At 39.9% G+C, this 21,893-nt stretch carries 20 protein-coding genes; 10 read left to right on the top strand and 10 right to left on the bottom strand.

Features of this window, described 5'->3' with window-relative positions:
• Positions 1-162 precede the first annotated feature (162 nt).
• Together BLS59_RS01265 and BLS59_RS01260 are read left to right on the top strand one after the other, a co-directional pair.
• Positions 163-2,823, top strand: a complete 2,661-nt coding sequence (locus BLS59_RS01265) for a PAS domain-containing protein (RefSeq protein WP_091142934.1) — start codon at positions 163-165, stop codon at positions 2,821-2,823.
• A 183-nt stretch (positions 2,824-3,006) separates the two neighbouring features.
• Positions 3,007-4,689 (top strand): MutS-related protein, encoded by a 1,683-nt coding sequence (locus BLS59_RS01260; RefSeq protein ID WP_091142931.1) that lies wholly within the window; start codon positions 3,007-3,009, stop codon positions 4,687-4,689.
• A gap of 4 nt (positions 4,690-4,693) precedes the next feature.
• On the opposite strand, the gene BLS59_RS01255 is transcribed toward BLS59_RS01260, so the two are convergent.
• Positions 4,694-4,984: a chaperone modulator CbpM gene (locus BLS59_RS01255; protein WP_162842538.1), complete on the bottom strand. Its 291-nt coding sequence runs from the start codon at positions 4,982-4,984 to the stop codon at positions 4,694-4,696.
• A gap of 16 nt (positions 4,985-5,000) precedes the next feature.
• Positions 5,001-5,900 carry a DnaJ C-terminal domain-containing protein gene (locus tag BLS59_RS01250; RefSeq protein WP_091142924.1) on the bottom strand — a complete coding sequence of 300 codons (900 nt, stop codon included), beginning with the start codon at positions 5,898-5,900 and terminating at the stop codon, positions 5,001-5,003.
• A 307-nt stretch (positions 5,901-6,207) separates the two neighbouring features.
• On the opposite strand from BLS59_RS01250, the gene BLS59_RS01245 reads away from it, so the two are divergent.
• From BLS59_RS01245 to BLS59_RS01235, 3 genes are all read left to right on the top strand, one after another.
• Positions 6,208-6,543, top strand: a complete 336-nt coding sequence (locus BLS59_RS01245; protein WP_091142921.1) for a cupin domain-containing protein — start codon at positions 6,208-6,210, stop codon at positions 6,541-6,543.
• A 29-nt stretch (positions 6,544-6,572) separates the two neighbouring features.
• Positions 6,573-7,220 carry a CPBP family intramembrane glutamic endopeptidase gene (locus tag BLS59_RS01240; protein ID WP_091142917.1) on the top strand — a complete coding sequence of 216 codons (648 nt, stop codon included), beginning with the start codon at positions 6,573-6,575 and terminating at the stop codon, positions 7,218-7,220.
• Positions 7,221-7,283: 63 nt separating this feature from the next.
• Positions 7,284-7,796 (top strand): GNAT family N-acetyltransferase, encoded by a 513-nt coding sequence (locus BLS59_RS01235; RefSeq protein WP_091142914.1) that lies wholly within the window; start codon positions 7,284-7,286, stop codon positions 7,794-7,796.
• Here the strand turns inward: BLS59_RS01235 and BLS59_RS01230 are convergent.
• Both BLS59_RS01230 and BLS59_RS01225 read right to left on the bottom strand, forming a co-directional pair.
• Entirely contained in the window at positions 7,793-8,419 is a 627-nt protein-coding gene (locus tag BLS59_RS01230) for a chloramphenicol acetyltransferase (protein ID WP_091142910.1), read from the bottom strand. The two genes, BLS59_RS01235 and BLS59_RS01230, sit on opposite strands and share 4 nt — an antisense overlap.
• Positions 8,416-9,105: an HAD family hydrolase gene (locus BLS59_RS01225; protein WP_091142906.1), complete on the bottom strand. Its 690-nt coding sequence runs from the start codon at positions 9,103-9,105 to the stop codon at positions 8,416-8,418. The genes BLS59_RS01230 and BLS59_RS01225 overlap by 4 nt, the downstream gene beginning before the upstream one ends.
• Positions 9,106-9,296: 191 nt before the next feature.
• Here BLS59_RS01225 and BLS59_RS01220 point away from each other — a divergent pair, with 191 nt between their 5' ends.
• The gene (locus tag BLS59_RS01220) at positions 9,297-9,656 is read left to right on the top strand and encodes a DUF1493 family protein (RefSeq protein ID WP_091142902.1); all 360 of its coding nucleotides are present in this window, start codon (positions 9,297-9,299) and stop codon (positions 9,654-9,656) included.
• A 228-nt stretch (positions 9,657-9,884) separates the two neighbouring features.
• Here BLS59_RS01220 and BLS59_RS01215 read toward each other — a convergent pair whose 3' ends face one another.
• Both BLS59_RS01215 and BLS59_RS01210 read right to left on the bottom strand, forming a co-directional pair.
• Positions 9,885-10,112 carry a PspC domain-containing protein gene (locus BLS59_RS01215; RefSeq protein ID WP_091142899.1) on the bottom strand — a complete coding sequence of 76 codons (228 nt, stop codon included), beginning with the start codon at positions 10,110-10,112 and terminating at the stop codon, positions 9,885-9,887.
• A 1-nt stretch (position 10,113) separates the two neighbouring features.
• Positions 10,114-11,400 (bottom strand): DUF2851 family protein, encoded by a 1,287-nt coding sequence (locus tag BLS59_RS01210; protein WP_091142895.1) that lies wholly within the window; start codon positions 11,398-11,400, stop codon positions 10,114-10,116.
• Between the two features lie 114 nt (positions 11,401-11,514).
• Between BLS59_RS01210 and BLS59_RS01205 the strand changes: the two genes are divergently transcribed.
• Entirely contained in the window at positions 11,515-12,822 is a 1,308-nt protein-coding gene (locus BLS59_RS01205) for an MFS transporter (RefSeq protein ID WP_091144968.1), read from the top strand.
• Between the two features lie 5 nt (positions 12,823-12,827).
• Here the strand turns inward: BLS59_RS01205 and BLS59_RS01200 are convergent, their stop codons facing one another.
• Both BLS59_RS01200 and BLS59_RS01195 read right to left on the bottom strand, forming a co-directional pair.
• On the bottom strand, positions 12,828-13,757 hold the full coding sequence (locus BLS59_RS01200) for a class I SAM-dependent methyltransferase (protein ID WP_091142890.1): 930 nt from the start codon (positions 13,755-13,757) through the stop codon (positions 12,828-12,830).
• 77 nt (positions 13,758-13,834) lie between these two features.
• Positions 13,835-14,509 carry a basic secretory protein-like protein gene (locus BLS59_RS01195; protein ID WP_091142887.1) on the bottom strand — a complete coding sequence of 225 codons (675 nt, stop codon included), beginning with the start codon at positions 14,507-14,509 and terminating at the stop codon, positions 13,835-13,837.
• Positions 14,510-14,639: 130 nt separating this feature from the next.
• Here BLS59_RS01195 and BLS59_RS01190 point away from each other — a divergent pair, with 130 nt between their 5' ends.
• Entirely contained in the window at positions 14,640-15,704 is a 1,065-nt protein-coding gene (locus tag BLS59_RS01190) for a M20 family metallo-hydrolase (RefSeq protein ID WP_091142882.1), read from the top strand.
• Between the two features lie 60 nt (positions 15,705-15,764).
• Here the strand turns inward: BLS59_RS01190 and BLS59_RS01185 are convergent, their stop codons facing one another.
• Entirely contained in the window at positions 15,765-16,361 is a 597-nt protein-coding gene (locus tag BLS59_RS01185; RefSeq protein ID WP_091142878.1) for a short chain dehydrogenase, read from the bottom strand.
• Between the two features lie 176 nt (positions 16,362-16,537).
• On the opposite strand from BLS59_RS01185, the gene BLS59_RS01180 reads away from it, so the two are divergent.
• Positions 16,538-16,882: a winged helix-turn-helix transcriptional regulator gene (locus tag BLS59_RS01180; protein WP_091144964.1), complete on the top strand. Its 345-nt coding sequence runs from the start codon at positions 16,538-16,540 to the stop codon at positions 16,880-16,882.
• A gap of 22 nt (positions 16,883-16,904) precedes the next feature.
• On the opposite strand, the gene BLS59_RS01175 is transcribed toward BLS59_RS01180, so the two are convergent.
• Entirely contained in the window at positions 16,905-18,530 is a 1,626-nt protein-coding gene (locus BLS59_RS01175; protein WP_091142875.1) for a gliding motility protein RemB, read from the bottom strand.
• A gap of 267 nt (positions 18,531-18,797) precedes the next feature.
• On the opposite strand from BLS59_RS01175, the gene BLS59_RS01170 reads away from it, so the two are divergent.
• Complete coding sequence (locus BLS59_RS01170) at positions 18,798-21,821, top strand: glycosyltransferase family 117 protein (RefSeq protein ID WP_091142872.1); 3,024 nt, start codon at positions 18,798-18,800, stop codon at positions 21,819-21,821.
• Positions 21,822-21,893 lie beyond the last annotated feature (72 nt).

Genomic DNA, 21,893 nt, shown 5'->3' with positions numbered 1-21,893 from the left:
TTGTAGAAATTAATAGCTCTTCTTTAAATCAATTCATATAAAAAATTCTGTTTTGTATGTTTTTGTTATAACTTTATTAGGTTCATTATCATCTTCCAATAAATTACTTACAACGATATATTATTAAAAAGAATGTATAATTGAAGCATAATTTGCCTTTAAATGTACTATCCCCAAAAAAGTAAATTCATAAGAGTAACTGGCTTGCTGGCCATATTGGCGGGAATATTTATTGCCCTCGGCTGGATATTTAACATAAATAGCCTTCAAACACTTTTCATTCAATATGTTGCCATAAGGTTTAATACAGCTTTGTGTTTCGCATTTTTAGGAACAGCACTAATCATAACCCAACAACCTGTTAAGCCATACTCACGCATGGCTTTTTTAATGTTATCAGCTGCTGTTACCTGCATCGGAATTTTTGGCGTGTTACAATATCTTTATCATTTCAATAGTATTTTCGATAGGATCTTTGACCATACCGGCAATACTTCTGCCTATACTTTTAAAAGCTATACCGCTATTAATACCACTGCCTGCACCGTACTGTTTGGTGCCGCCTTTTTACTGTTCAGTACTAAAAGTAAATCACTTCATAACATCGGGCAGTTTCTGCTTCATCTGGTAACAATTGTTTCCGGGGTAGCCCTAATAGGGTATTTATATGGTTTGTCGCTGTTTTATGATCTTAAGTATGTAAGTTCAATGCCGGTGCACACAGCTATCATTTTTTTAGGCTTATCTATTGCTGCTACACTTTTACACCCCAGCCTTGGCGTGGCACATATTTTCACAGGTAACAAGGTAGGCAACTTAATGGCGCGCCGACTCTTTTTACCCCTGGAGTTTATTTTTATTGTTTTAGGCTTCCTGAGGTTTAAAATGCAGTACACGCATTTATTACCGCTTCAACTTAGTATGTACCTGCTATCGTTGATTTTGCTGCTTGTTTGCCTGGTGGTTATTGCCGTTAGCGCCATGTGGCTTAATCAGGTAGATGAGCATCGTACCAATGCCGAAAATGAAGTAATAGCCCTTAACAATACACTGGAGAAAAGGGTAGAGGAGCGCTCACAAGCTTTGATGCAGGCTATCGAAAAATTAGAAAAAAGCGAAAGTAAATACCGGTCGCTCATTGAACATGCTTCGGATGCCATTTATGTACTCGATCTCGACAGCAATTTTTCTGAAGTAAATGCACGTATGTGCCAAATGACGGGTTACACGCGTGAAGAGCTCTTACAAATGCGGGTAGAAGCTATCATTGATCCCAAACATCTTAAAGAAAATCCAATAGTTATCGGCCTTAATCACTTGTATACCGCCGTTATAAAGGAGCGCCGGTTTGTTAAAAAGAATGGGATTGTATTTGATGTGGAGATCAATGTTAAACGGTTTTCTGAAGATAGGGTACTGGTAATTGCCCGTGATATCACCGCGCGCAAGATAATGGAAGCTGAGCTCAAAGATGCAGAGTTAAAGTTCAGGACCCTGGCCGATAAATCAATGGTTGGGGTATATATTGTTCAAAAGGGGCGCTTTAATTATGTTAATCCACGGTTTGCCGAAGTATTTGGGTACACACAACAAGAACTTATCGATGCCGAATCTGTAGATATAGTTATTAGTACTGATTATAAAAAAATGGCGATGGATAACGTCCGTGCGAGGCTAAGCGGGGAGATAGACAGTATTCATTACGAGGCCAGGGGGCAATGCAGCGATGGTTCATTGAACTGGGTTGAATTTTATGGCAGCCGGGTTACAATCGATGGCGAACCCACCATTATCGGTTCGATGATTGATATCACCGAACGAAAAAAGGCGGAAGAACAATTGCGTTTATCCGAACAAAAATACAAATTGTTATTTGATAGTAATCCGCTGCCAATGTGGATGATAGATAAGAATGATCTTACTATAATTGCAGTTAATGCAGCAGCCGTGTTAAAATATGGCTACTCGCAGGAAGAGTTTTTAACAATGAAAGCAGAGGACCTGTTGATTTCCTATAAAGGAGAGAATTTAAAAGCAAAATATACGGGGGAAATAGCTCCAACAACCAATACAAGCATAAGTAATCATTACAAAAAAGATGGTTCATTAATTTACGTGCAAACAATAGCTCAGGATATTATTTTTGAAGGGAAACCGGTATGCTTGTCTTTAGGAAACGATGTTACCGAAAAAATACAATCAGAAAAGTTACTTCAAAAATCAGAAGCGCATCTGCAAACTATTTTAAATACTACCGATACGGTTTATGCTTTGTTTGATAGTGATTTAAACGTGCTGGCTTTTAATCAAACTGCCGAAAAATTTGTAAGGGAACAATTTCATCAGGAACCTGAAAAGGGCGATAACCTGTCAAAATATTTGTCGCAAGAGAGGTTTCCTCATTTCTTAAAGTTTGCGCGGCATGTGCTCACTGGCAATAATGTGAACTATGAAATAGATTACCTGCAACCCAATGGGGCTACGTTTTGGTATTATGTGCGAATGTTTCCGATAATTGATAGCGATAAGCAAATTTTGGGGTTAATGATGGCGCTTTATGATATCACCGAAAGGAAGAGCACTGAAAACAACTTAAAAATAGCCTACGAACGCATTCATGAACAAATAGATAGCATCAAGAATATGGCCTGGAAGCAGTCGCATTTTATACGCAGCCCCTTAGCCAATTTAAAAGGCCTTGCCGATATGCTTAAAGATGATCCCGCAGATGTGGAAGCACTTAACTTTATGCTTACCGAATTAAACCGCCTGGATACCGTTATTATGGAGATGGCCCAGGATGCAGCACACCATGAAGATTAAGTAATTTTCCGGGTAAGCAGACACCTTCACAACTTAAAGCGTTGCTACAGAGAATAGCACAATTTCTCCCACATTACGTAAAACCAGGGCCTAATTGCAATTATTATATTAACAAATTATACATTTATGCATATTGGTGGGCGATATACCGCTGATTTAGTAGTTTTTTTATAATTTTAAAGCATGTATTACTTTTTATTTACGTTATTATTTTTAGCCGTGGTGCTAACCATTTCTTACATCGTAACTTACTTTGGTAAATTACGTGAAGATGAAAATAAACTGACCAAAATAAAAAGCAAATGGGCCAAACCTGTAAACTCCAGGCGCAATTTCGACCTGATCAAAGTATATTTTGAGGCCGATGCGGGGTCTGGTAAATTGTCTGCAGCAGTGGCAAATGATTTGGATATCAATAGCGTTTTCAACTTTATAGATCGTACCAATTCAAAACCCGGCAAGCAATATTTATACAAAAAGCTGCACAATCCCGAAACTTCATTAGAGAAACTATTAGCACTTGACGATAAAATTGAGGTCCTAAATAAAGATAAACCCAATCGCGAATTGATAGAGGTTCAGCTTTCAAAGCTAAACCATACCGATGCCTACTTCATTGCTAACCTGTTTTTAAAGGAACAGCCAGCCTTATTTGCGCCAGTACTGACCTTTTACATAAAAGCAGTTCCGTTTTTAATTATTGCAGCAATTGTATCATTAGTGATTATACCGAACCCCATAAGTGCAATAGTGCTGGCTGTGTTTGTAGGTTATAATACCATTTTACACTTTGGTAATAAAAAGAAAATAGCCGCATATACCAGCTCTTTGCCGCAATTACTTATTATGCACAAAGTTGCAGTATGGCTGGTTAAAAATTTAGGGGTCGATAAAAACGATGCGATCAAAAAAAGCCTTACTAACCTTGTTGGCCTTAAACGCTCGCTTAGCATTGTTAATATTGAAAGTAACCTGGTGGCAGAATCCGCTACACCGGGATATGCTATTTTTCAATTCTTTAAAACCATTTTCTTGCTTGATTCATACGTGTTTTCAAATTCAATTAAGCATATAGGCAACTATCGCGAAGACATTCATGCTGTTTATGATTACGTTGCTGAGTTTGATATGCTGATAGCCATTCAATCTGTAAGGGAGGGTTTGCCATTTTACAACAAGCCCGAGTTTATTGGTGCCAATGCAAAAATGGAAATTACCGACCTGTATCATCCGCTGATTGACAAATGTGTAGCCAATTCATTATATACCCGTGCCGATAGGGGAGCTTTAATAACTGGCTCAAACATGTCTGGTAAAACAACCTTTATTAAAGCCATCGGCGTTAATACCTTATTGGCCCAAACAATATTTACCAGCTGCGCAAAGGCCTATAAAGCACCCTTCCTGAAAATACAAACCAGCATTAAAACCATAGATAGTATTGAGGAGCAGCAAAGCTATTTCCAGGCCCAGGCCTCAGCTATTTTAAATATTATGGATAATAGCGAAAGATCTGAAGAAGTAAAAAGCCTGGTTATTATTGATGAAATTTTCAGGGGGACAAACACCATTGAACGTATTGCGGCAGCAAAATCTGTGTTATCGCATATTACAGCCAATGAGAATTTTGTTTTTGTATCTACCCATGATCTGGAACTGGCAGAGCTACTGGACGAAGATTTTGCTATTTATTCATTTGAAGATTCAAAATCTGGCAAAACTCTGGTATTTGATTACCGCCTTAAAGAGGGCCTCTTGAAAAGCACCAACGGAATTGCCATATTAGCCTCAATGGGTTACCCAGAATCGGTAATTGACGATGCAAATATCGTAAGCGAGCGAATGATGCTAAAGTATATGGAGTAATAATTTACGCTCCTTCGTACCTGCTTAACCTGTTACGTAAAGTCTGTAAATCCTCGTGTAGTATTTCAACGCGTTCCAGCAAATGGGTTATAGCTTCAATACCTGCTAAATTAATATCCAGGCGATGCAGGTTTATAAGTTTTTCAAGCTTTTGCAGCTCGGTAACGGGTATCAAAGTATTTTCGGGCTCGGCCGGTTTAACCAGGCCCGCGTTCAATAACGAGTTTACAAAATCGGGCTCAATATTGTGGTAAATACAAATCTCACTTACCATTAATAAATTTGATGATTTCATGTTGTTTTTATTTAAATCACGACTTTGATAATTCTTCAAACAATTGTTTTTGCTTTTCGCTAAGGTTAACCGGCACCTGGATATCATAAGTTAAATACAGGTCGCCAAACTCAGTATCCTTCTTGTACACCGGCAGTCCCTTTCCTTTCAATTTTACCTTTGTGCCATTTTGTGTTTCGGGTTTTACCTTAACTTTTACTTTGCCCGATAGTGTTTCGGCAGTTATTTCGCCGCCGAGTACTGCTGTGTACAGATCAAGCTTAATGGTATTATACAAATTGCTGCCATCCCGTTTAAAACGTGCATCGGCAGGGATGTTGAATTTAATATACAAATCGCCCGCGGGGCCACCGTTTATCCCGGCACCGCCATGCCCGGCTATTTTAATGGTTTGCCCGTTTGCAATGCCCGCAGGTATAGTTATGCGAATGTTTTTGCCATTAATGGTAAGTGTTTGTTTGTGAGTTTGCATAACGTCCTGCAAACTTAATTGCAGCTCTGCATTTAAATCCTGACCGCGATAACCCGTCCGCCTGCCGCCACCACCGCCCGCGCCACCAAACATAGATTGAAAGAAATCTGAAAAATCGCCGCCGCTAAACGCATCTGCACCTCCAAAGCTATCGGCCCCGCCTGTAGTACTTTGCCTGCTGTATTGTTGCTGACGATTTTGTTGTTCCTGCGCTTCGCCATGTTGCCAGTTTTCGCCGTACTTATCATACTTTTTGCGCTTTTCGGGATCGCTTAAAACCTCATTCGCTTCGTTCAATTCCTGAAATTTTTTGTTAGCCGTAGCATCGTTAGGGTTCAGATCGGGATGATATTTTCGGGCCAGCTTACGATAAGCATTTTTTATATCCTTATCAGATGCTGTTTTATTTAGTTCGAGTACTTTATAATAATCAATAAAAGCCATTATTAGTGTGGTTTAACTGTATAACCAAAAACAACAGTCGAAGTTTTTTTAGTAAATATAAACATATCCATTTTACCCTTTTGTTGATGAAATTTATATTTTGTTCATTTTTAATAACGCCAGCTTTATTGTAAAAAACACGTTACATTTAACTGCGTTTTTGAATACAAATAACTGGTCGAAACTTTTTGATACCCCACTAAACCTAAAATAGTGAAGTTAAAGCCGGTGTCTGTTCCAAGCAGTATGCCGGCCTTTTTAAATTGCTTATTTTTATCCTAAGCTAATACAAAGGCTTCACCTCTAAATGGAAAATCAAATATTTAATCAGTTTGCCGATATTGACGTAAAAGAAATTGCGCCGGGCTTTTTTTCTAAGCTTATTCATACCGCCAGCAATACCATTAACTTTATTGATGTAAAAGCCGGATGCTCGGTACCTTTGCACCAGCACGTACATGACCAAAGCTCATTTGTTATTGAGGGCGAATTTGAAATGACGGTTGATGGTGTTGCTAAAGTTTTAAATAGTGGTACTTATGCTATAATTCCTTCAAATGTTTGGCATGGCGGTAAGGCAATTACTGATTGTAAGCTGATAGATATATTTAGCCCGGTACGCGAGGATTATAGGGGATTGTAACAGAACAGCTCTTTCGTAGTCAAATTGTTATGAGGGTAAATAAATGGCAGCGAACGGTTACAGATCTATTCATGATAGTATTTCTGATCGTTTTTCCGCATACCGGTTTATTGCCTATGTATGCTTTTTCCTTATTATTGCTCTTATTGATATGGTTATACCTGAGGGCTTATAAAGAGAATTTCAGCAACATCGGTTTCCGATTCAATGCCTTTACTTACAAATCACTTGCAGTTGGCGGTGTAATTGGCATTGTTTACGCTGTATTCACCTATTGGATTATATCACCTGTATTGACGCACTTGGGTTTTCGCGAAGCTAATTTATCCGATTTTAATTATCTAAGACACAATTTCTTTAATTACCTTTTTTTGCTTGCAATAGCTTGTTTCCTGGTAATTCCCTTTGAAGAAATACTGTTCAGGGGGTTCATTTTTTCCCGTATCAAGGCAATGGCAGGTAAGCAGGCCTTTAAAGTAAGTGGCTTAATCACGAGTGTTTTATTTGCTTTGTACCATTACCAAGAGGGCTTAGGCGCTGTTATAAGCATATTTTTGTTCGCAATAATTACTATTTGGCTGTTAAAACTGTTTAAAGGTAACCTGTGGTATGTAATATTTTTCCATATCACCTACGATATCTTCATGCTTACAGCAATCTACCTCGGATACATGTAAATAGCAGCAGCAAGCTTTTTTTTCTTTGCGCTAAGTATTAAGTTTGCTTTCCAAATTTTCAATATGCCTATCACAAAAGCTACCCTTGCTGATGTTGCCGAACTTAATGTATTAATAAACAGCGCGTATCGCGGTGAAGAGTCAAAAAAAGGCTGGACATCTGAGGCCGACCTTATTGGAGGTATCCGCATTGATGAGCCTATGCTTACCGAATATTTCAATGACGATAACATCACTTTACTAAAACATACCGATGATGATGATAAAATTACTGGTTCGGTGTACCTTGAGGTGAAGGATGATAAGCTTTATTTGGGTATGTTTAGTGTATCACCAGTGTTGCAAGGCAAAGGTGTGGGCAGGGCCTTGCTTGTAGCAGCAGAAGATGTTGCAAGCCAATTAGGCTTGCATACTATCACCATGACAGTAATTCGCAGCCGTAAGGAACTTATTAGCTGGTATGAACGCCGGGGTTATACATTTACCGGCGAAATTCAGCCTTTTCATGCACATGGCCGCTTTGGCGAACCTAAAGACGTAATCATAGAACTGATAGTAATGGAGAAATCAATTTAAGCACCACTATTCATCAATTGCTGGAAACGATCAATAAACTGCCCAACATGCAGGCCATCTACCAGCGCATGATGCACATGGATTGATACCGGCATTGATTTTTTGCCATCTACATCGGTCATCTTTCCAAATGATATTTTAGGGCAGCTATCCGGGAATGCAAACGCCCGCGCGTGCGAGATACTGGTAAAATTAATCCAGGGTAAAGCAGAAAAACGGATAATGTTGTCCACATCAGTTCGTATTAAATCTGTACGGCTTTGTACATCGGCAATTTCCTTTTTTGCTTCGGTTTCAAACTCCTTAAATGTGGGGTAATAAATGATGTGACCAAACCCAAAAGTACCATTACTACGACCGATTGTCGATCCGGCATCAATCTGGTCATGTACAAATACTTCGTCGCCTTCTATGCGGTATTTAAACTGTTCAATGGCCTGCGCTGCAGCCAATGATTTGTGCATGTAATACAAAAAGAAGGAATGTCCGTTTGTTTTTGTAAAGTTATATGCAGCGGTGCAATCAATATTTACCGTAACACCGTAATAAGGTTCTTCAAATGTTTTGAAAAAATTGAAATGCTCCTTACGTTCCCAGGTATCCAGGTTTAATTTGTGTTTCATGCAATTATGTACGGCAAAATATCGCTGAGTGTATCAGCCTGTTTAAAGTTTTTGTGGGTGAGGCTGGTTTCTACATGCTCGTGTGCCCAAGTGGTATGAAAGGGTACATGAATAGCATGCCCTCCAATGTTCAGCACCGGCATTACATCTGATTTTAAGGAGTTGCCCACCATCAAGAACTCATCTGCGTTAATATCAAGGTGTTTCAGGAGTTTGGTATAATCATCCTCCTGCTTGTCAGACATGATCTCGATATGGTGAAAATAATGTGATAGTCCCGATTTTTTTAGCTTGCGTTCTTGGTCAAGCAGATCGCCCTTGGTTGCTACCACCAGCCGGAAATCATTTTTTAAAGCCGCAAGCACATCTTCAACGCCGTTTAACAGTTCAATAGGTTCGTTCAGCATTTCTTTGCCATACTCCAGTATCAGGTCAATAGCTTCAATCCCTATCTTTTTGTCGGTTATTTTTAGCGCCGCCTCAATCATACTCAGGATATATCCCTTTATACCGTAACCATAAAGTGTCAGATTAGCTACCTCAACCTTAAAAAGTTCGCTTGAAGTGGTGTGCTGCGGTAAAAAATCCTCGAGCAAACTGCAAAAGCGTTTTTCAGTATTTTGGAAATACGGTTCATTAACCCATAAGGTATCGTCGGCGTCAAAAGCTATTACTTTTAGTTTCATGGGGTATTCAAATATCGTTGTGCAATTATAACAATCAACCTTTAAATATTGACTAAAAAAGCTCAACACAACATTATAACGTGTTTAACTTTATTTAACAGGTATTATTTTATAAATAAGTTAAATTTGATGCAACCTTTAATTTAAAAGCAACGTCCTATAGACAGAAATATCAAAAACATATTCGTTTAATGGAAGAAATACTGCCCCCTTTAAAAGAATTTATTGTTGATTATTGCGACAGGTACAAGATACGCAGGGTTGATCCGGGCACGATAAGCCTTGACACGAGTATTGATCTTGACCTGGATATATTTGATATTGAAATAGATCTTTTTCTATCAGATTTTGCCGATCATTTCCGCATTGATAACTCCAAATTTACATGGTATAAATATGGTTATCCTAAAGGTTCAACACGGGTGCGATTAATAAAAACAGTATTTGGCTACAACAAACCCTGGGTAAAGCGCCTGGCAAACTATTGCTATAAACCCAAGTTTAAAGTACATCACCTGCAGGAGGCTGTGAAAAAAGGGGTGTTGGTATAAGAAGCTGTATAAATTTGATTGAAATTATTTATGTATCATGTAAAGATCATTGCCGTTGACTTTAGTCAACGGAATAATTGGAAAATGAGTGGCTTTAGCCCAAAAGCCACTGGGACAATTGGGCTAAAGCCCATGATAATACTTCCTTTTTACCGTTGACTAAAGTCAACGGCAATGAATAATTTTCGTTCTTAGACAGACTCTAAGGTTTCAATTAAAAATCAACAACTACCACAAATCAGTTGCCCTTCTACTGCGGTTGCGTTTAACGTAGTTACGAATATCGAGCACTATACCGGCGAAGAAGTAAAATATAAGCGGGAAGCCTACGGCCAGGAAAGACGAATAGATAAAGAATAAACGAATTTTTGCTATAGATACATTAAACCGTTCGCCAAGATAGGTGCATACACCAAAGGAGTACCTTTCAAAAAATGTGAGTATTCGCTGTAGCATATCAGGCAAGTTTTAGTATTCTATTACCAACGCCGCATTGCAGGCATTTCTTATAATTACAATAATTATTTTTTAACTCCAGCAGTGCCTGCGATTCAAACGCATTATCTATTTTCACCCCTAAGTTAATAAAATCATCGGTAATATTGTTTTTTTCGGCTGGTAAATTCTCCAATAATTTTAAGGCGCGACTAATATAGTACTCTTGCTGGTTGTGCTTACCATAGCTAAACAGGAATAAAACCAATGTATTGATCAATATAATATCTATAGATTTGGCACCCAAGTTTTTTGCTGATGGCTTGGAAGATACATCAAACCTGTAATGATCATCCCAATAGCTATTTGTCTTTATATCGGTAAATAAATCACGCAGCGCTTCAATATTTTTAATTTCCAATATTTTAGAGAACAGGTGATTTGATTGCACAATTAATGCTGCAAATTGCGCCAGCCGTACTGTAGGAAAATTTTGAGGTCGTAACCGCATAAACTTCCACAAATGATTTTCAATAGGAGTGAGGTTGTATTTTTTACGCAGATAGTTGTATTCCGTTTTTAGTTTCTGAGGGTATTCATCCTTTAATTCGCCCTCAAGGAAACCTGCCTGCCCAAATATCAATGCCTCAATTTGCATTGGATTGTTCTTGTTTTTGGCGAGGATGATCTGCGGCAATGATTTGGCCAATAGTTCAAATGGTAGCGCGTTTGTTTTAAACCCAAAGTTGGCAGCCAAAAACTGGTAAAACACTTCCTCCCAATCGCCGCGATTAAGTGCTAAGGCCGCTAATACCGCTGTTGATTTTTTTTCTAACCGTTCTACCAAAACACGGGTCAGCCAGTTGTGCATAATTAACCCATCTATACCGCCAATACTTGCTTCGCACGGGATAACGGCTTGGTTGCCAAACACCATTTGATGGTAGCGGGCATATAATTCAACAGGTACACGATCCTGAAGTTGCAGCGTTGGTACCTTGCGGCCATTTGCCAATACCAATGGCAAATCGTTCCTGTAAACTACGTGGAGTATGGTATTATCATAAGCATTGTCGGTGGTGTGCCCATGTTTTTGCCAGTCGGATGCTGATAAATGAACTTCAACGTTGCCGGCCCAAACGGTGTCGCCAATCCGCAAGCGGGCATTGTGAAAATCCGGCCCCGAATCGGTGTTGTGGGTACCGGTAGAAAATATTTCTATTTCCTCGCCATCCTCCGTTTGCAGCGCATTACGGTCGAACAGGCGAAATTTCCATACGTAGTGAAGAAAGTCTTCGGTAAAAAGCATCAGACAAGGTAAATATTTTGACCGTTGATTTTAAATGATTTTTTTGATTGTGTCAATTTCCATCAATCGCCATTATCTGTTACATTTACGATTGCCATTATCAAAACCTCAATTATGCTAAAAACACCAGCTTCTACACCAAACACCACCACCGGACGCATAAGATCTATCATAGGTGGTTCATTAGGTAATTTGGTAGAATGGTACGATTGGTATGTGTACACCGCTTTTTCCCTCTATTTTTCAGATGCCTTTTTTCCATCGGATAATCAAACCGTACAGCTTTTAAATACTGCCGGTATCTTTGCCATCGGTTTTTTAATGCGACCAATTGGAGGCTGGCTCATGGGAACTTTTGCCGATAAGTATGGACGTAAAAAAGCATTGACTGCCTCGGTATTATTAATGAGCGTTGGTTCGCTGATCATAGCAATTACCCCGGGTTATAAATCCATAGGTGTGGCGGCACCTGTTATATTGGTTATTGCCCGTATAATACAAGGTTTAAGTGTAGGAGGGGAGTATGGCACCAGCGCCACCTACCTCAGCGAAATGGCGGGCAAAAAACACCGCGGTTTTTATTCAAGTTTTCAGTATGTAACCCTAATTATGGGGCAGCTATTGGCCTTGGGTGTGTTAGTGCTATTGCAGCGTGCCTTTTTAACCGAGCAACAACTGCATGACTGGGGGTGGCGGATCCCGTTCGGCATTGGTGCTTTTTTAGCTATTATCACCATGTATTTGAGGCGAAGTTTGCAGGAATCGGCATCATTCACCAAAGAAGGGCACAAAACCAACTCCATGCATGGTACCATAAGCGCATTGGCCAAACATCCAAAGGCGGTATTTACCGTAATAGGATTAACCATAGGCGGAACGCTGGCTTTTTATACGTTTACCACCTACATGCAAAAGTTCCTGGTTAATACGTCCGGGTTTAGCAAAAGCAGTGCTACGCTGATATCTACCTTAACACTGGTTGTTTTTATGCTGGTTCAACCTGCATTTGGTTTACTGTCTGATAAAATTGGCCGTAAACCCTTACTGATAGGCTTTGGGATATTGGGCACTGTAAGCACCATCCCCATTATGACGCTTTTAAGCCACACCAAGGATGTTTGGGTGGCCTTCGCACTTATTTTATGCGCGCTGATAATTGTAAGCGGATACACCTCCATAAATGCAGTAGTAAAAGCCGAATTATTCCCGGCCAATGTGAGGGCCTTGGGTGTTGGGTTCCCTTATGCTATTGCAGTTTCCATGTTTGGGGGTACTGCCGAGTACATTGCACTGCTTTTCAAAAATGCCCACCATCAGCAATGGTTTTACTGGTATGTAACCATTTGTATCGCGCTATCGCTAACGCTGTATATTACCATGAATGACACTCGCAAACATTCAAAAATTGAGGATGAAGAATAGACTTGTTACCTTCTTTTAGTTAAATAAAAGATGGCGCTATCTCCTTGTTGCTCTTTATTAAGCCCACTGGCTAATTGTTCATAATTGTCAAGCTCTTCGGTCGAATAATAATCTGTAGGTAAACGATATTCCTTGTTTTCATTCACAAAAGGGATATCACGCTTGTACAATTCGCTTCCCCAAAATTGAAAAGCGGTAGAATCATAAATAACATTATCAATTACAAAACCGGCTTTTCCGGCCAATATTTTCATACTTGCCACTGTATGTAAAAAGAAATGGCGGGGCGCATCTAACTGAATCCAGTCTGTCTTATAAATGTCCCATGCTTTACCAACTACCGGAATCCTGATAATGAGGTGCCCATCATCTTTTAGCAGTCTATGGCATTTTACGAGCTCTTCTGCAGGGTTATCCATATGCTCAAACACATGGTGCATCATAAGCAGGTTATAGCTTTTCTTTTTCAGTTCGCTGAGGTCTTTTTTAAATACTTTTACCCCGTAACCATAATCATATCCGGCTTCAATAAATTTATCGGTTCCCTGAACGTTTTGAAACCCGAGGTTAAACATCTCGCAGATGAGTTTACCGCTGCCGCAGCCAATATCCAATATTTTGTGTGATGCAAGTGTTTGGATAGGCCGCAGGTAATTAAAAATATCGGTGTCTTTTTGCCGATATTTTTTCTTAATCCTGATATCTTTAAATATACGTTTGAATAACGGCAGCTGTATAAGTGCCGGGATCTTGTGATGAAATGAATAATAATAATTAGGATAGTAATTACCAATATTACCGGGGATATTCAATATCTGAATAGTTCCGCATCCGGTGCACTGCGCGTAATTAAACTCTTCACGCGTGCCCAACATCATTTCCCGAATGGGGAAGGCATCTCCTAATTTATCATCGCATATTTTACAGTTTCCCATCTTTGATATTAAAGATCGCAAACCTCGTAATTTTTATTTGAGATATTGAAAATAATATATGTTTTGATTTATTGCAATCAGATAACCGGATTGGCGCTGTAATCGGCCCAAAGTTCGTCAAGAGTTTTGCCTGTCGCGGTTTTCCAGCTATCAACAGTAAAAGCGTGGGCACGCAACTGGCCGTCGAAATCTTTAACAACACCAGGCTTAACCTTGTTCTCTATCCAGGCCAAAAAACGGGCGGTAATGCGGTAGCTGTTAGTATAGCTTTGGGTAGATTTAAATGGCGTTAAGCTCCAATGCGCTGCATCGTTATTTATGCCGTATTTATAGCGGGCGTAATCAGCAATACCCTCGGTTAACCAGCCCGGTCCGCCGCTGCGGCCGCCGTATCCCTGCACAATATGCATTACTTCGTGTGTAATAACGTCGATATCCTCTGGGTGCTGGTGCATCCAATGCGAACTGATCCTGACCCGGCCACGACCAGTTTCGGCTACGCCTTTATAAGTGGTGTCGATAACAAAAACAACTTCTTTCATACTCTCCGGGTTGTAAGCATTAACCAATACCGGGTACACTTTATAAAAAGTATTTACCATAGTGGTATGCAGCGCGGTATCAAGCGTGCTATCGTAATTAATAAAAGTTAGCTTGTAACCATTTTTATTATAAACATCGGTTTGCTGGGCGTTTGAGGCGTTTATCAGCAGTAATACAAACAATGTACATAGCAGGGATAGCTTTTTCATAATATTTGGTAAAAGGTTTTAGTAATGTTTACACAATTATAAAAATTAAACCGCGTATTACTTAACAGGAAGGTTCCAATTAAAAGTATTAATTTTGTGACCAAACTACCGGGGGACGATCCCTATTTATATGGCCGATAGCAACAATCTATTTCAACTGGCAGTAACGTTACTGCAGCAACTAATATCCATACCATCCTTCAGCAAAGAAGAAGACCGTACTGCCGACCTCATTAACGAGCTTTTACAGCAGCAAGGCGTAACAACACATCGCAAGCTAAATAACATCTGGGCCTGGAATAAGCATTATGATGCTGCCAAACCAACCATACTGCTTAATTCTCATCATGACACCGTTAAGCCAAATTCGGGCTACACGCGCGACCCGTATGATGCTAAAATTGAAGATGGCAAACTCTTTGGGTTGGGCAGTAATGATGCCGGCGGATGTTTAGTATCGCTGATAGCGGTTTTCCTTTATTTTCATGATAAAGAGAACCTGAAATATAACTTTTGCCTGGCCACTACCGCCGAAGAAGAAATTTCTGGCGTGAATGGTCTTGAGCTGATAATCCCTGATCTGGGAAAACTTGATTTCGGCATAGTAGGAGAGCCCACGCTGATGCAACTGGCCATTGCCGAGCGTGGTTTAATGGTATTGGATTGTGTGGCCCATGGTCGCGCAGGTCATGCCGCTCGTGAAGAGGGCGATAATGCCATTTATAAAGCTTTAACTGATATTGAGTGGTTCCGCAATTTCAGGTTCCCTAACGAATCGGAAGTTTTTGGACCGATAAAAATGTCGGTAACCATTATTAACGCGGGTTCGCAACATAACGTAGTACCTGCAAGCTGCACGTTTACGGTTGATGTAAGGGTAACAGATGCTTATCGTAATGAGGAAGTATTAGAGATCATTCGCCAGCATGTAAGCTGCGATGTTAATCCACGTTCCATAAGGTTGAAGCCATCATCAATACCAAGGGAGCACCCTATTGTACAGGCGGGTATTGCTTTAGGCCGAACTACTTATGGCTCGCCAACAACGTCAGATCAATCATTGCTTGATATTCCGTCTATTAAAGTTGGCCCCGGCGATTCGGCACGCTCCCATACTGCCGATGAATTTGTTTATGTAGATGAAATTCGCGAGGGTATTGAATTATACATAAAAATGCTGGAAAGCATCAATTAATTCAAGCTGTATTAACAAGTTCGCCAGCCCGTAAGGCTGGCGAACTTGTTTTATACTCAATTAAACTACCTGGAAAACCTGCCCGGTAAGTGCACCCAACGCGCTTTTCACATAAGCCTGCGTTACACGATCCATAGTTACCGGTATGTGACCCTGAAAATAGGGAAAATAAACAGGCGATTCCTCAACCACACCAGGGCTTACGGTATTGATACGGATGCCGTTTTCCAATTCAATTGCTGCTGCGCGTACAAAACCATTTATAGCTCCGTTAACCGCGCTTAAGTTAGCGCCAAGTAAAACCGGATCATCACTTAATATACCCGAAGTTAGGGTAAACGAACCTTTGGGATTGATGTAATGCTGCCCAATTAAAACGAGGTTAATCTGGCCCATTAATTTACTGTCTAACCCAACCCTGAAATCCTTCTCAGTCATTGTTTTCAATGGGCCAAAGTGCCCGTTTCCGGTTGTGCTTATGAGCGCATCAAAGGAGCCAACTTGCTTGAAAAGGTTTTCGATTGATGCTGACGATGAAATATCAACCTGTAAGTCGCCGCTTGTTGATCCAACTTTTATAACCTCGTGATCTTGTTGCAAGGCCTTTGTAATGTGCTTGCCAATTGTGCCTGTGGCACCTATGATGATAATTTTCATATAGTTAAATTTACTGATTTTGTATTTTAAATGTGTTGTTTAATTATTGGTTGCTATGTCAGTTTTCATCCGTTTTATTGTCAAAGCTATGCCAATGCTATACATTTGTCAAGTAATTACCTTTTTGTCAAGTAATAACATAAAGGTAATAATCATTGAAAATCAATGCATTAAAAATGAAGAAAATTGAAAAAAGATATTTTGCGGCCTGCGATTGTCCCATAACCGCTGCAATGGATATCATTGGCGGCAAATGGAAGCATATAATTATATGGATATTGATGGACGAACCAAAACGGTTTGGCGAGTTGCATAAGACAATTCCGGGTATTGCCTTAAAAGTATTATCAAGGCAATTAAAAGAGTTGGAAGCCGATGGGATAATCATTCGCGAGGCCTTCCCGCAAGTGCCGCCCAAGGTGGTGTATTCCCTGAGCGAAAAAGGAAGATCGCTAAACGATGTTATGCAATCATTAGCCTCCTGGAGCAGGGCAAATATTATGGAACCGGTTATCAATTAAGATAACCGGCATTATTATATTATTAAAAGTCGTGGTATAAATTCCTGAATGAGCTTCTTAAGCCAAAAGTAACCAGTGTAGTCTTGTTATCTGCCACGCTGTTTTTTTCCTGGCGATACAGGCCGCTTAACTCGAAACGCAGGTTATATTTAGGATTGATTAAGAATGACACGGTACCTTCGGCATAATACAATTGGGTGTTTAAGCCTTGTCCAATGGTTGTAGTTGTGTTTTCGGTAGGTTCAAATGGCTTAGTGATCGCTTTTCCGTTATTGTCGGTTGCCAGTGCATCAAGGCCATATTTGGCGTAATCCAACTGACCCTGAAAATCAAACCTGCCAATAGAATAATTCACTATCCCCAAAAACTCCCTGAAATTTGCACCCAGCGGGTGTGCCAGCGGATCGCCGTAAAATGCGTAGCTGCTGATGCTTTGTTGATTTGAATAAGTGTATGGCTTAACAGTATTAAACTCAAAAAGATAATTTAAGCGTTCAACTTTAAAAATATCGGCACCGCGGACCCCTAACTGAAAACCGTTGGTATTATCGGCATTGTTACCCGAAAAGAAATCACTGCCTTTAAACTTATCTAACAGTAACTGGCCATAAATGGCTGTTTTATCGAATATTTTGTATTTACCCGTAAAACCAACAAGCACATTATCCTTTGGTTGTGCAGAAGGGCCCTGTGAGCTTGAAAACAACACGGGATTAATAAAGTTAAGATCGAAACCACGGCGGTTACCTTGCGCATCAGCTTCGGGAGTTATAACGGCGTTAAAGAAACCGAAAGAAACCCGGTTACTCACATTCCAATCCAAATAATGGAATAAAGCCCATTTACGACGATTGCTGCCAAATACGTCAAACTTGGTTTCTTTGAAATCTTCGAGGTAAGCCCATGTAGCCATGTATTGTACAGCACCCAGGTTTACAGTTGCCCTTAGCAGGGGCATATTGGCCGCATAATCTGATAATAGCAATGAGCGGTAACCATCTCCCACAAACATCTTATCCTCACCCAAAGTAATATTCAACTGCTTGATAGGCGTGTAAGATAAAATGGCTGTAACGTATGACCAATCCTGACTTTGTTGTTTTTGACCATTATAGTGCCTTGCGTAAGCCTGGCCGGGTATAAATCCGTTTGCATTAACAACATCGTTATAGTAATCTGCAAATTTTCCCTGATCCTCAAAACCACTGGTATAAAAAGAGAATTTGGTACCAACTGTTCCGCCGAACTGGAAACCACGGGTATTTAAATTGGTGGATCTTTTTGCCTTAAAATCTTTACCGGCCTGCAGGTCTACAAGCACATCGCCATAAAATGTATAGTCCTTGGTTTGTACATCAAACAGGTGCTCGTTAAATATTTTGCGGTTAAGCCAGCTTTTACGGTCGGTGCTTACGCCTACGTTTAATACCGAATCATAAGTATGGCTGATAAGGCTATCAATTAAAAATGGGCGTAATGATGTGTGGAAGGAGCTTTTTACAGAATATATATCTCCATTAAACTTTTGATAAAGCTGGTAGGAGCTTGGTAAATAAACAGATTGTGCCTTGCTTAATTGTGCCGAAAACAGGAGTACACCTGCTAACAAAAATGATTTTCCGAAATTCAAGGAGTAGAGTTTTTGCATCGCAACAAAATAAGTATTATTTATGGTAACATAAAAATTTCGTTTTCAATTACTTTTGAGGTTCAGTCGCTGGAGTAAGGATATTAGATTACGGTTTTTATCTGTAAAAGGATTGGCCGCTTCGTTTAATAACCCTTAATTCAAAGCACCTTAATCTTCTTCAAAAGCGTTAATTATTGTTAAATTTGAAATCGTGAAGTGGTTTTTTTTAAATAAGTTATAAAAATCATGATATTTGCCCGCGCGAAAAATCTATTACTATTATAAATGCAGTACAAAAAAATCAATAACCTTTTAGGCTGGCTTTGCTTTGTTATAGCTTCTGTTACCTACATTTTAACCTTAGAGCCATCCGTAAGTTTTTGGGATTGCGGTGAATTTATTTCATGTGCCTACCGTTTGCAGGTGGCCCACCAACCCGGTTACCCCGTATTTGCCATGCTGGGTAAACTGTTTTCGTTGCTTTCTTTAGGCGACAAAACAAAGGTGCCTTATTTTACCAACATGGGTTCGGCAATTGCCAGTGGTGCAACTATTATGTTCCTGTTTTGGACGATAACCGCATTAGCCAAAAAGTTGTTGCTTAGCAAACGCGATGATGTTGTTGAACAATCAAACCTCATTGTTATAATGGGTGCAGGATTGGTTGGTGCATTAGCGTTTACCTATACCGATACCTTTTGGTTTTCGGCTGTTGAAACCATCGTATTTGCATTATCGTCATTATGTACTGCTATTGTTTTTTGGGCCATATTAAAATGGGATGCCCATGCCGATGAACCCGGAGCTGACAAATGGCTGGTTTTTATAGCCTACGTAATTGGTTTATCAATAGGTATACACCTGCTTAACCTGTTAACCATACCGGCTATAGCAACGGTTTACTTCTTCCGCAGAAGCAAAAATATTACTGTTAAAAATGGTATTCTTGCCGTGCTGGCAGGTATTGTTATCCTGGGTCTTGTACAATACGGTATTAGGGGCTACACTATAAAGTTTGCCGCTTATTTTGATCTTTTCTTTGTAAACACACTTGGCCTTAGTTTTGGGACAGGGGCGTTTTTCTTTATAGTAATAATAATTGCAGCATTAGTAGCCGGTATATTATATAGTATCCGCGCTAAAAAGCCGGTGCTAAACCTCATACTTTTGTGTGTTGCCTTTATTTATTTCGGTTATGGCTCATTTGCATATATCCCTATCAGAGCTACTGCTAATCCCGATCTGAATAATTCTCACCCGGATAATGCTTTTACACTTTACGGCTACTTAAACCGTATTCAGTATGGCGAAAACCCGTTACTGAGCGGTCAGTATTATGATGCAAAACCTATCGACCAAACCGAAGGCAGTATCATCTATCGTAAAGGAAAAACCAAGTATGAGAATGCCGGTCGTAAAATTGAAACCAAGTACGATCACACAACCATTTTGCCGCGTATGTACAGTACAGATGCACAGGATGTTCAGTTTTATAAAGATTGGCTAAAAATTCCCGAAGGGCAGGCACCAACTTTTGCCGATAACCTGAAATGGATGGCAAGCTGGCAAATGTACCAGATGTACTGGCGCTACTTTTTATGGAATTTTGTTGGCCGCTACAATGACGCCGACGGACAGGCCAGCACTGAAGGTATCGACGGTAACTGGACATCAGGGATCTTTGATGGTTCAAAACACATTCCAAAATCGGTAACAAATGGTACAACTTATACACCTTTGTATTTCCTCCCTTTGGTTTTAGGATTAATAGGTGCTGTATATCATTTCAGCCGTAAAGACAGGGATGCACTGATAGTATTACTGTTATTTTTCTTTACGGGCCTGGCCATTGTACTTTATGTAAACCAACCCTCCATACAACCCAGGGAGCGGGATTATTCCTATGTAGGCTCATTCTACGCCTTCGCTATCTGGATTGGGTTAAGCGTTATCGCTATTGCCGAAACCGCGCGTAAATTCATAAGTCCTAAAATTGCCGGCTTTGGCGCTACAGCCATTTGCTTGTTACTTGCACCGGTATTGTTAGCCAGCAAAGAGTGGAAAAATCATGACCGTTCAACAAAATGGACTGCGCATGACATGGCTTACAACTATCTTATATCGTGCCCGCCAAACGCCATTTTGTTTACTTATGGCGATAACGATACTTACTCGTTATGGTACGATCAGGAGGTTGAAGGTATAAGACCAGATGTACGCATTGTAAATCTTAGCCTTTTCACCGGCGATTGGTATATCCGCCAGATGCAGGGTAAAATGAACGAATCGCAACCATTGCCTATCACCATGCCTTATGATAAATATAAGGAAGGTACCCGTGATGTAATTTACTACAATGACCAAAAATTGGCCGGTCCGCAGGAAGTTAAAGAGGTTTTTGACTTCATTTCATCAGATGATAAACAAACAATGGTACAATACCAAAGCGGCGACTACGGTAACTACCTGCCAACCAAAAATCTTAAAATTACCATTAACCGCGATGATGTAATTAAGAATGGTGTAGTACCTGCAGATCAGCAAGCTAAAATAGCTGATATTATGGACTGGAGATTCCCGCCTAATTATGTTACTAAAGAAAACCTGGCTATTTTAGATATGCTGGCCCATAACAACTGGAAAAGGCCTATCTGCTTTACTACCACTATTGGTAACGAAAACCTGATAGGCTTACAGCCATACTTGTACAAGGAAGGTTTTACTTATCATTTAATGCCATTGAAAAAAGATACTTCGCTGCGCGATCAGTTGAGTAAAACAAATACAATGGTGATGTACAACAACGTTATGACAAAGTTTAAATTTGGCAATTTCAAAAATGCCCGATACCTTGATCATGAATCTACATCAATGTTTTACCCGGTAATGACCACTACTTTTATTGATTTGGCTCAAAGCTTAATGAATGAAGGTCATAGTGATTTAGCCCTGAAAGTTTTACATAAATACGATCAGGAAATGCCGGATATAACGCCTTACATTGATGTTGCAGGTCGTAAATTATTCATGGCACAGCTTGCCTTTGAATTGCATGATGTGGTATTAGGCACCAAACTGGCCAACAGTATTGACAGCTATGTAACCGATCAGCTTGATTACAACTATCATTTATTAAGCACAAACAGCGGCGGCTTAGCTATGCGCGATGTGCAAATTGGTTTCCAACTATTAAATGGTCTGGCCGAGTTTACCAAAAACGCAAACCAAACAGCTATTTATAACAAAGTAGATGCACAATTAAAAGATTATATGAAAAAGTTTGCTCCTGTATTGGGCGCACAGCAATAAATCTTCAATGCAGTTTTCTGCATTTCAAAAGCCACTTCAATTACTGAGGTGGCTTTTTTTGTTTTTACGCGA

This window comes from Mucilaginibacter pineti (assembly GCF_900101875.1).
Lineage (GTDB): Bacteria > Bacteroidota > Bacteroidia > Sphingobacteriales > Sphingobacteriaceae > Mucilaginibacter > Mucilaginibacter pineti.
The sequence above is the reverse complement of the archived record's forward strand: the minus strand, read 5'-3'. Positions and strand labels throughout refer to the sequence as shown.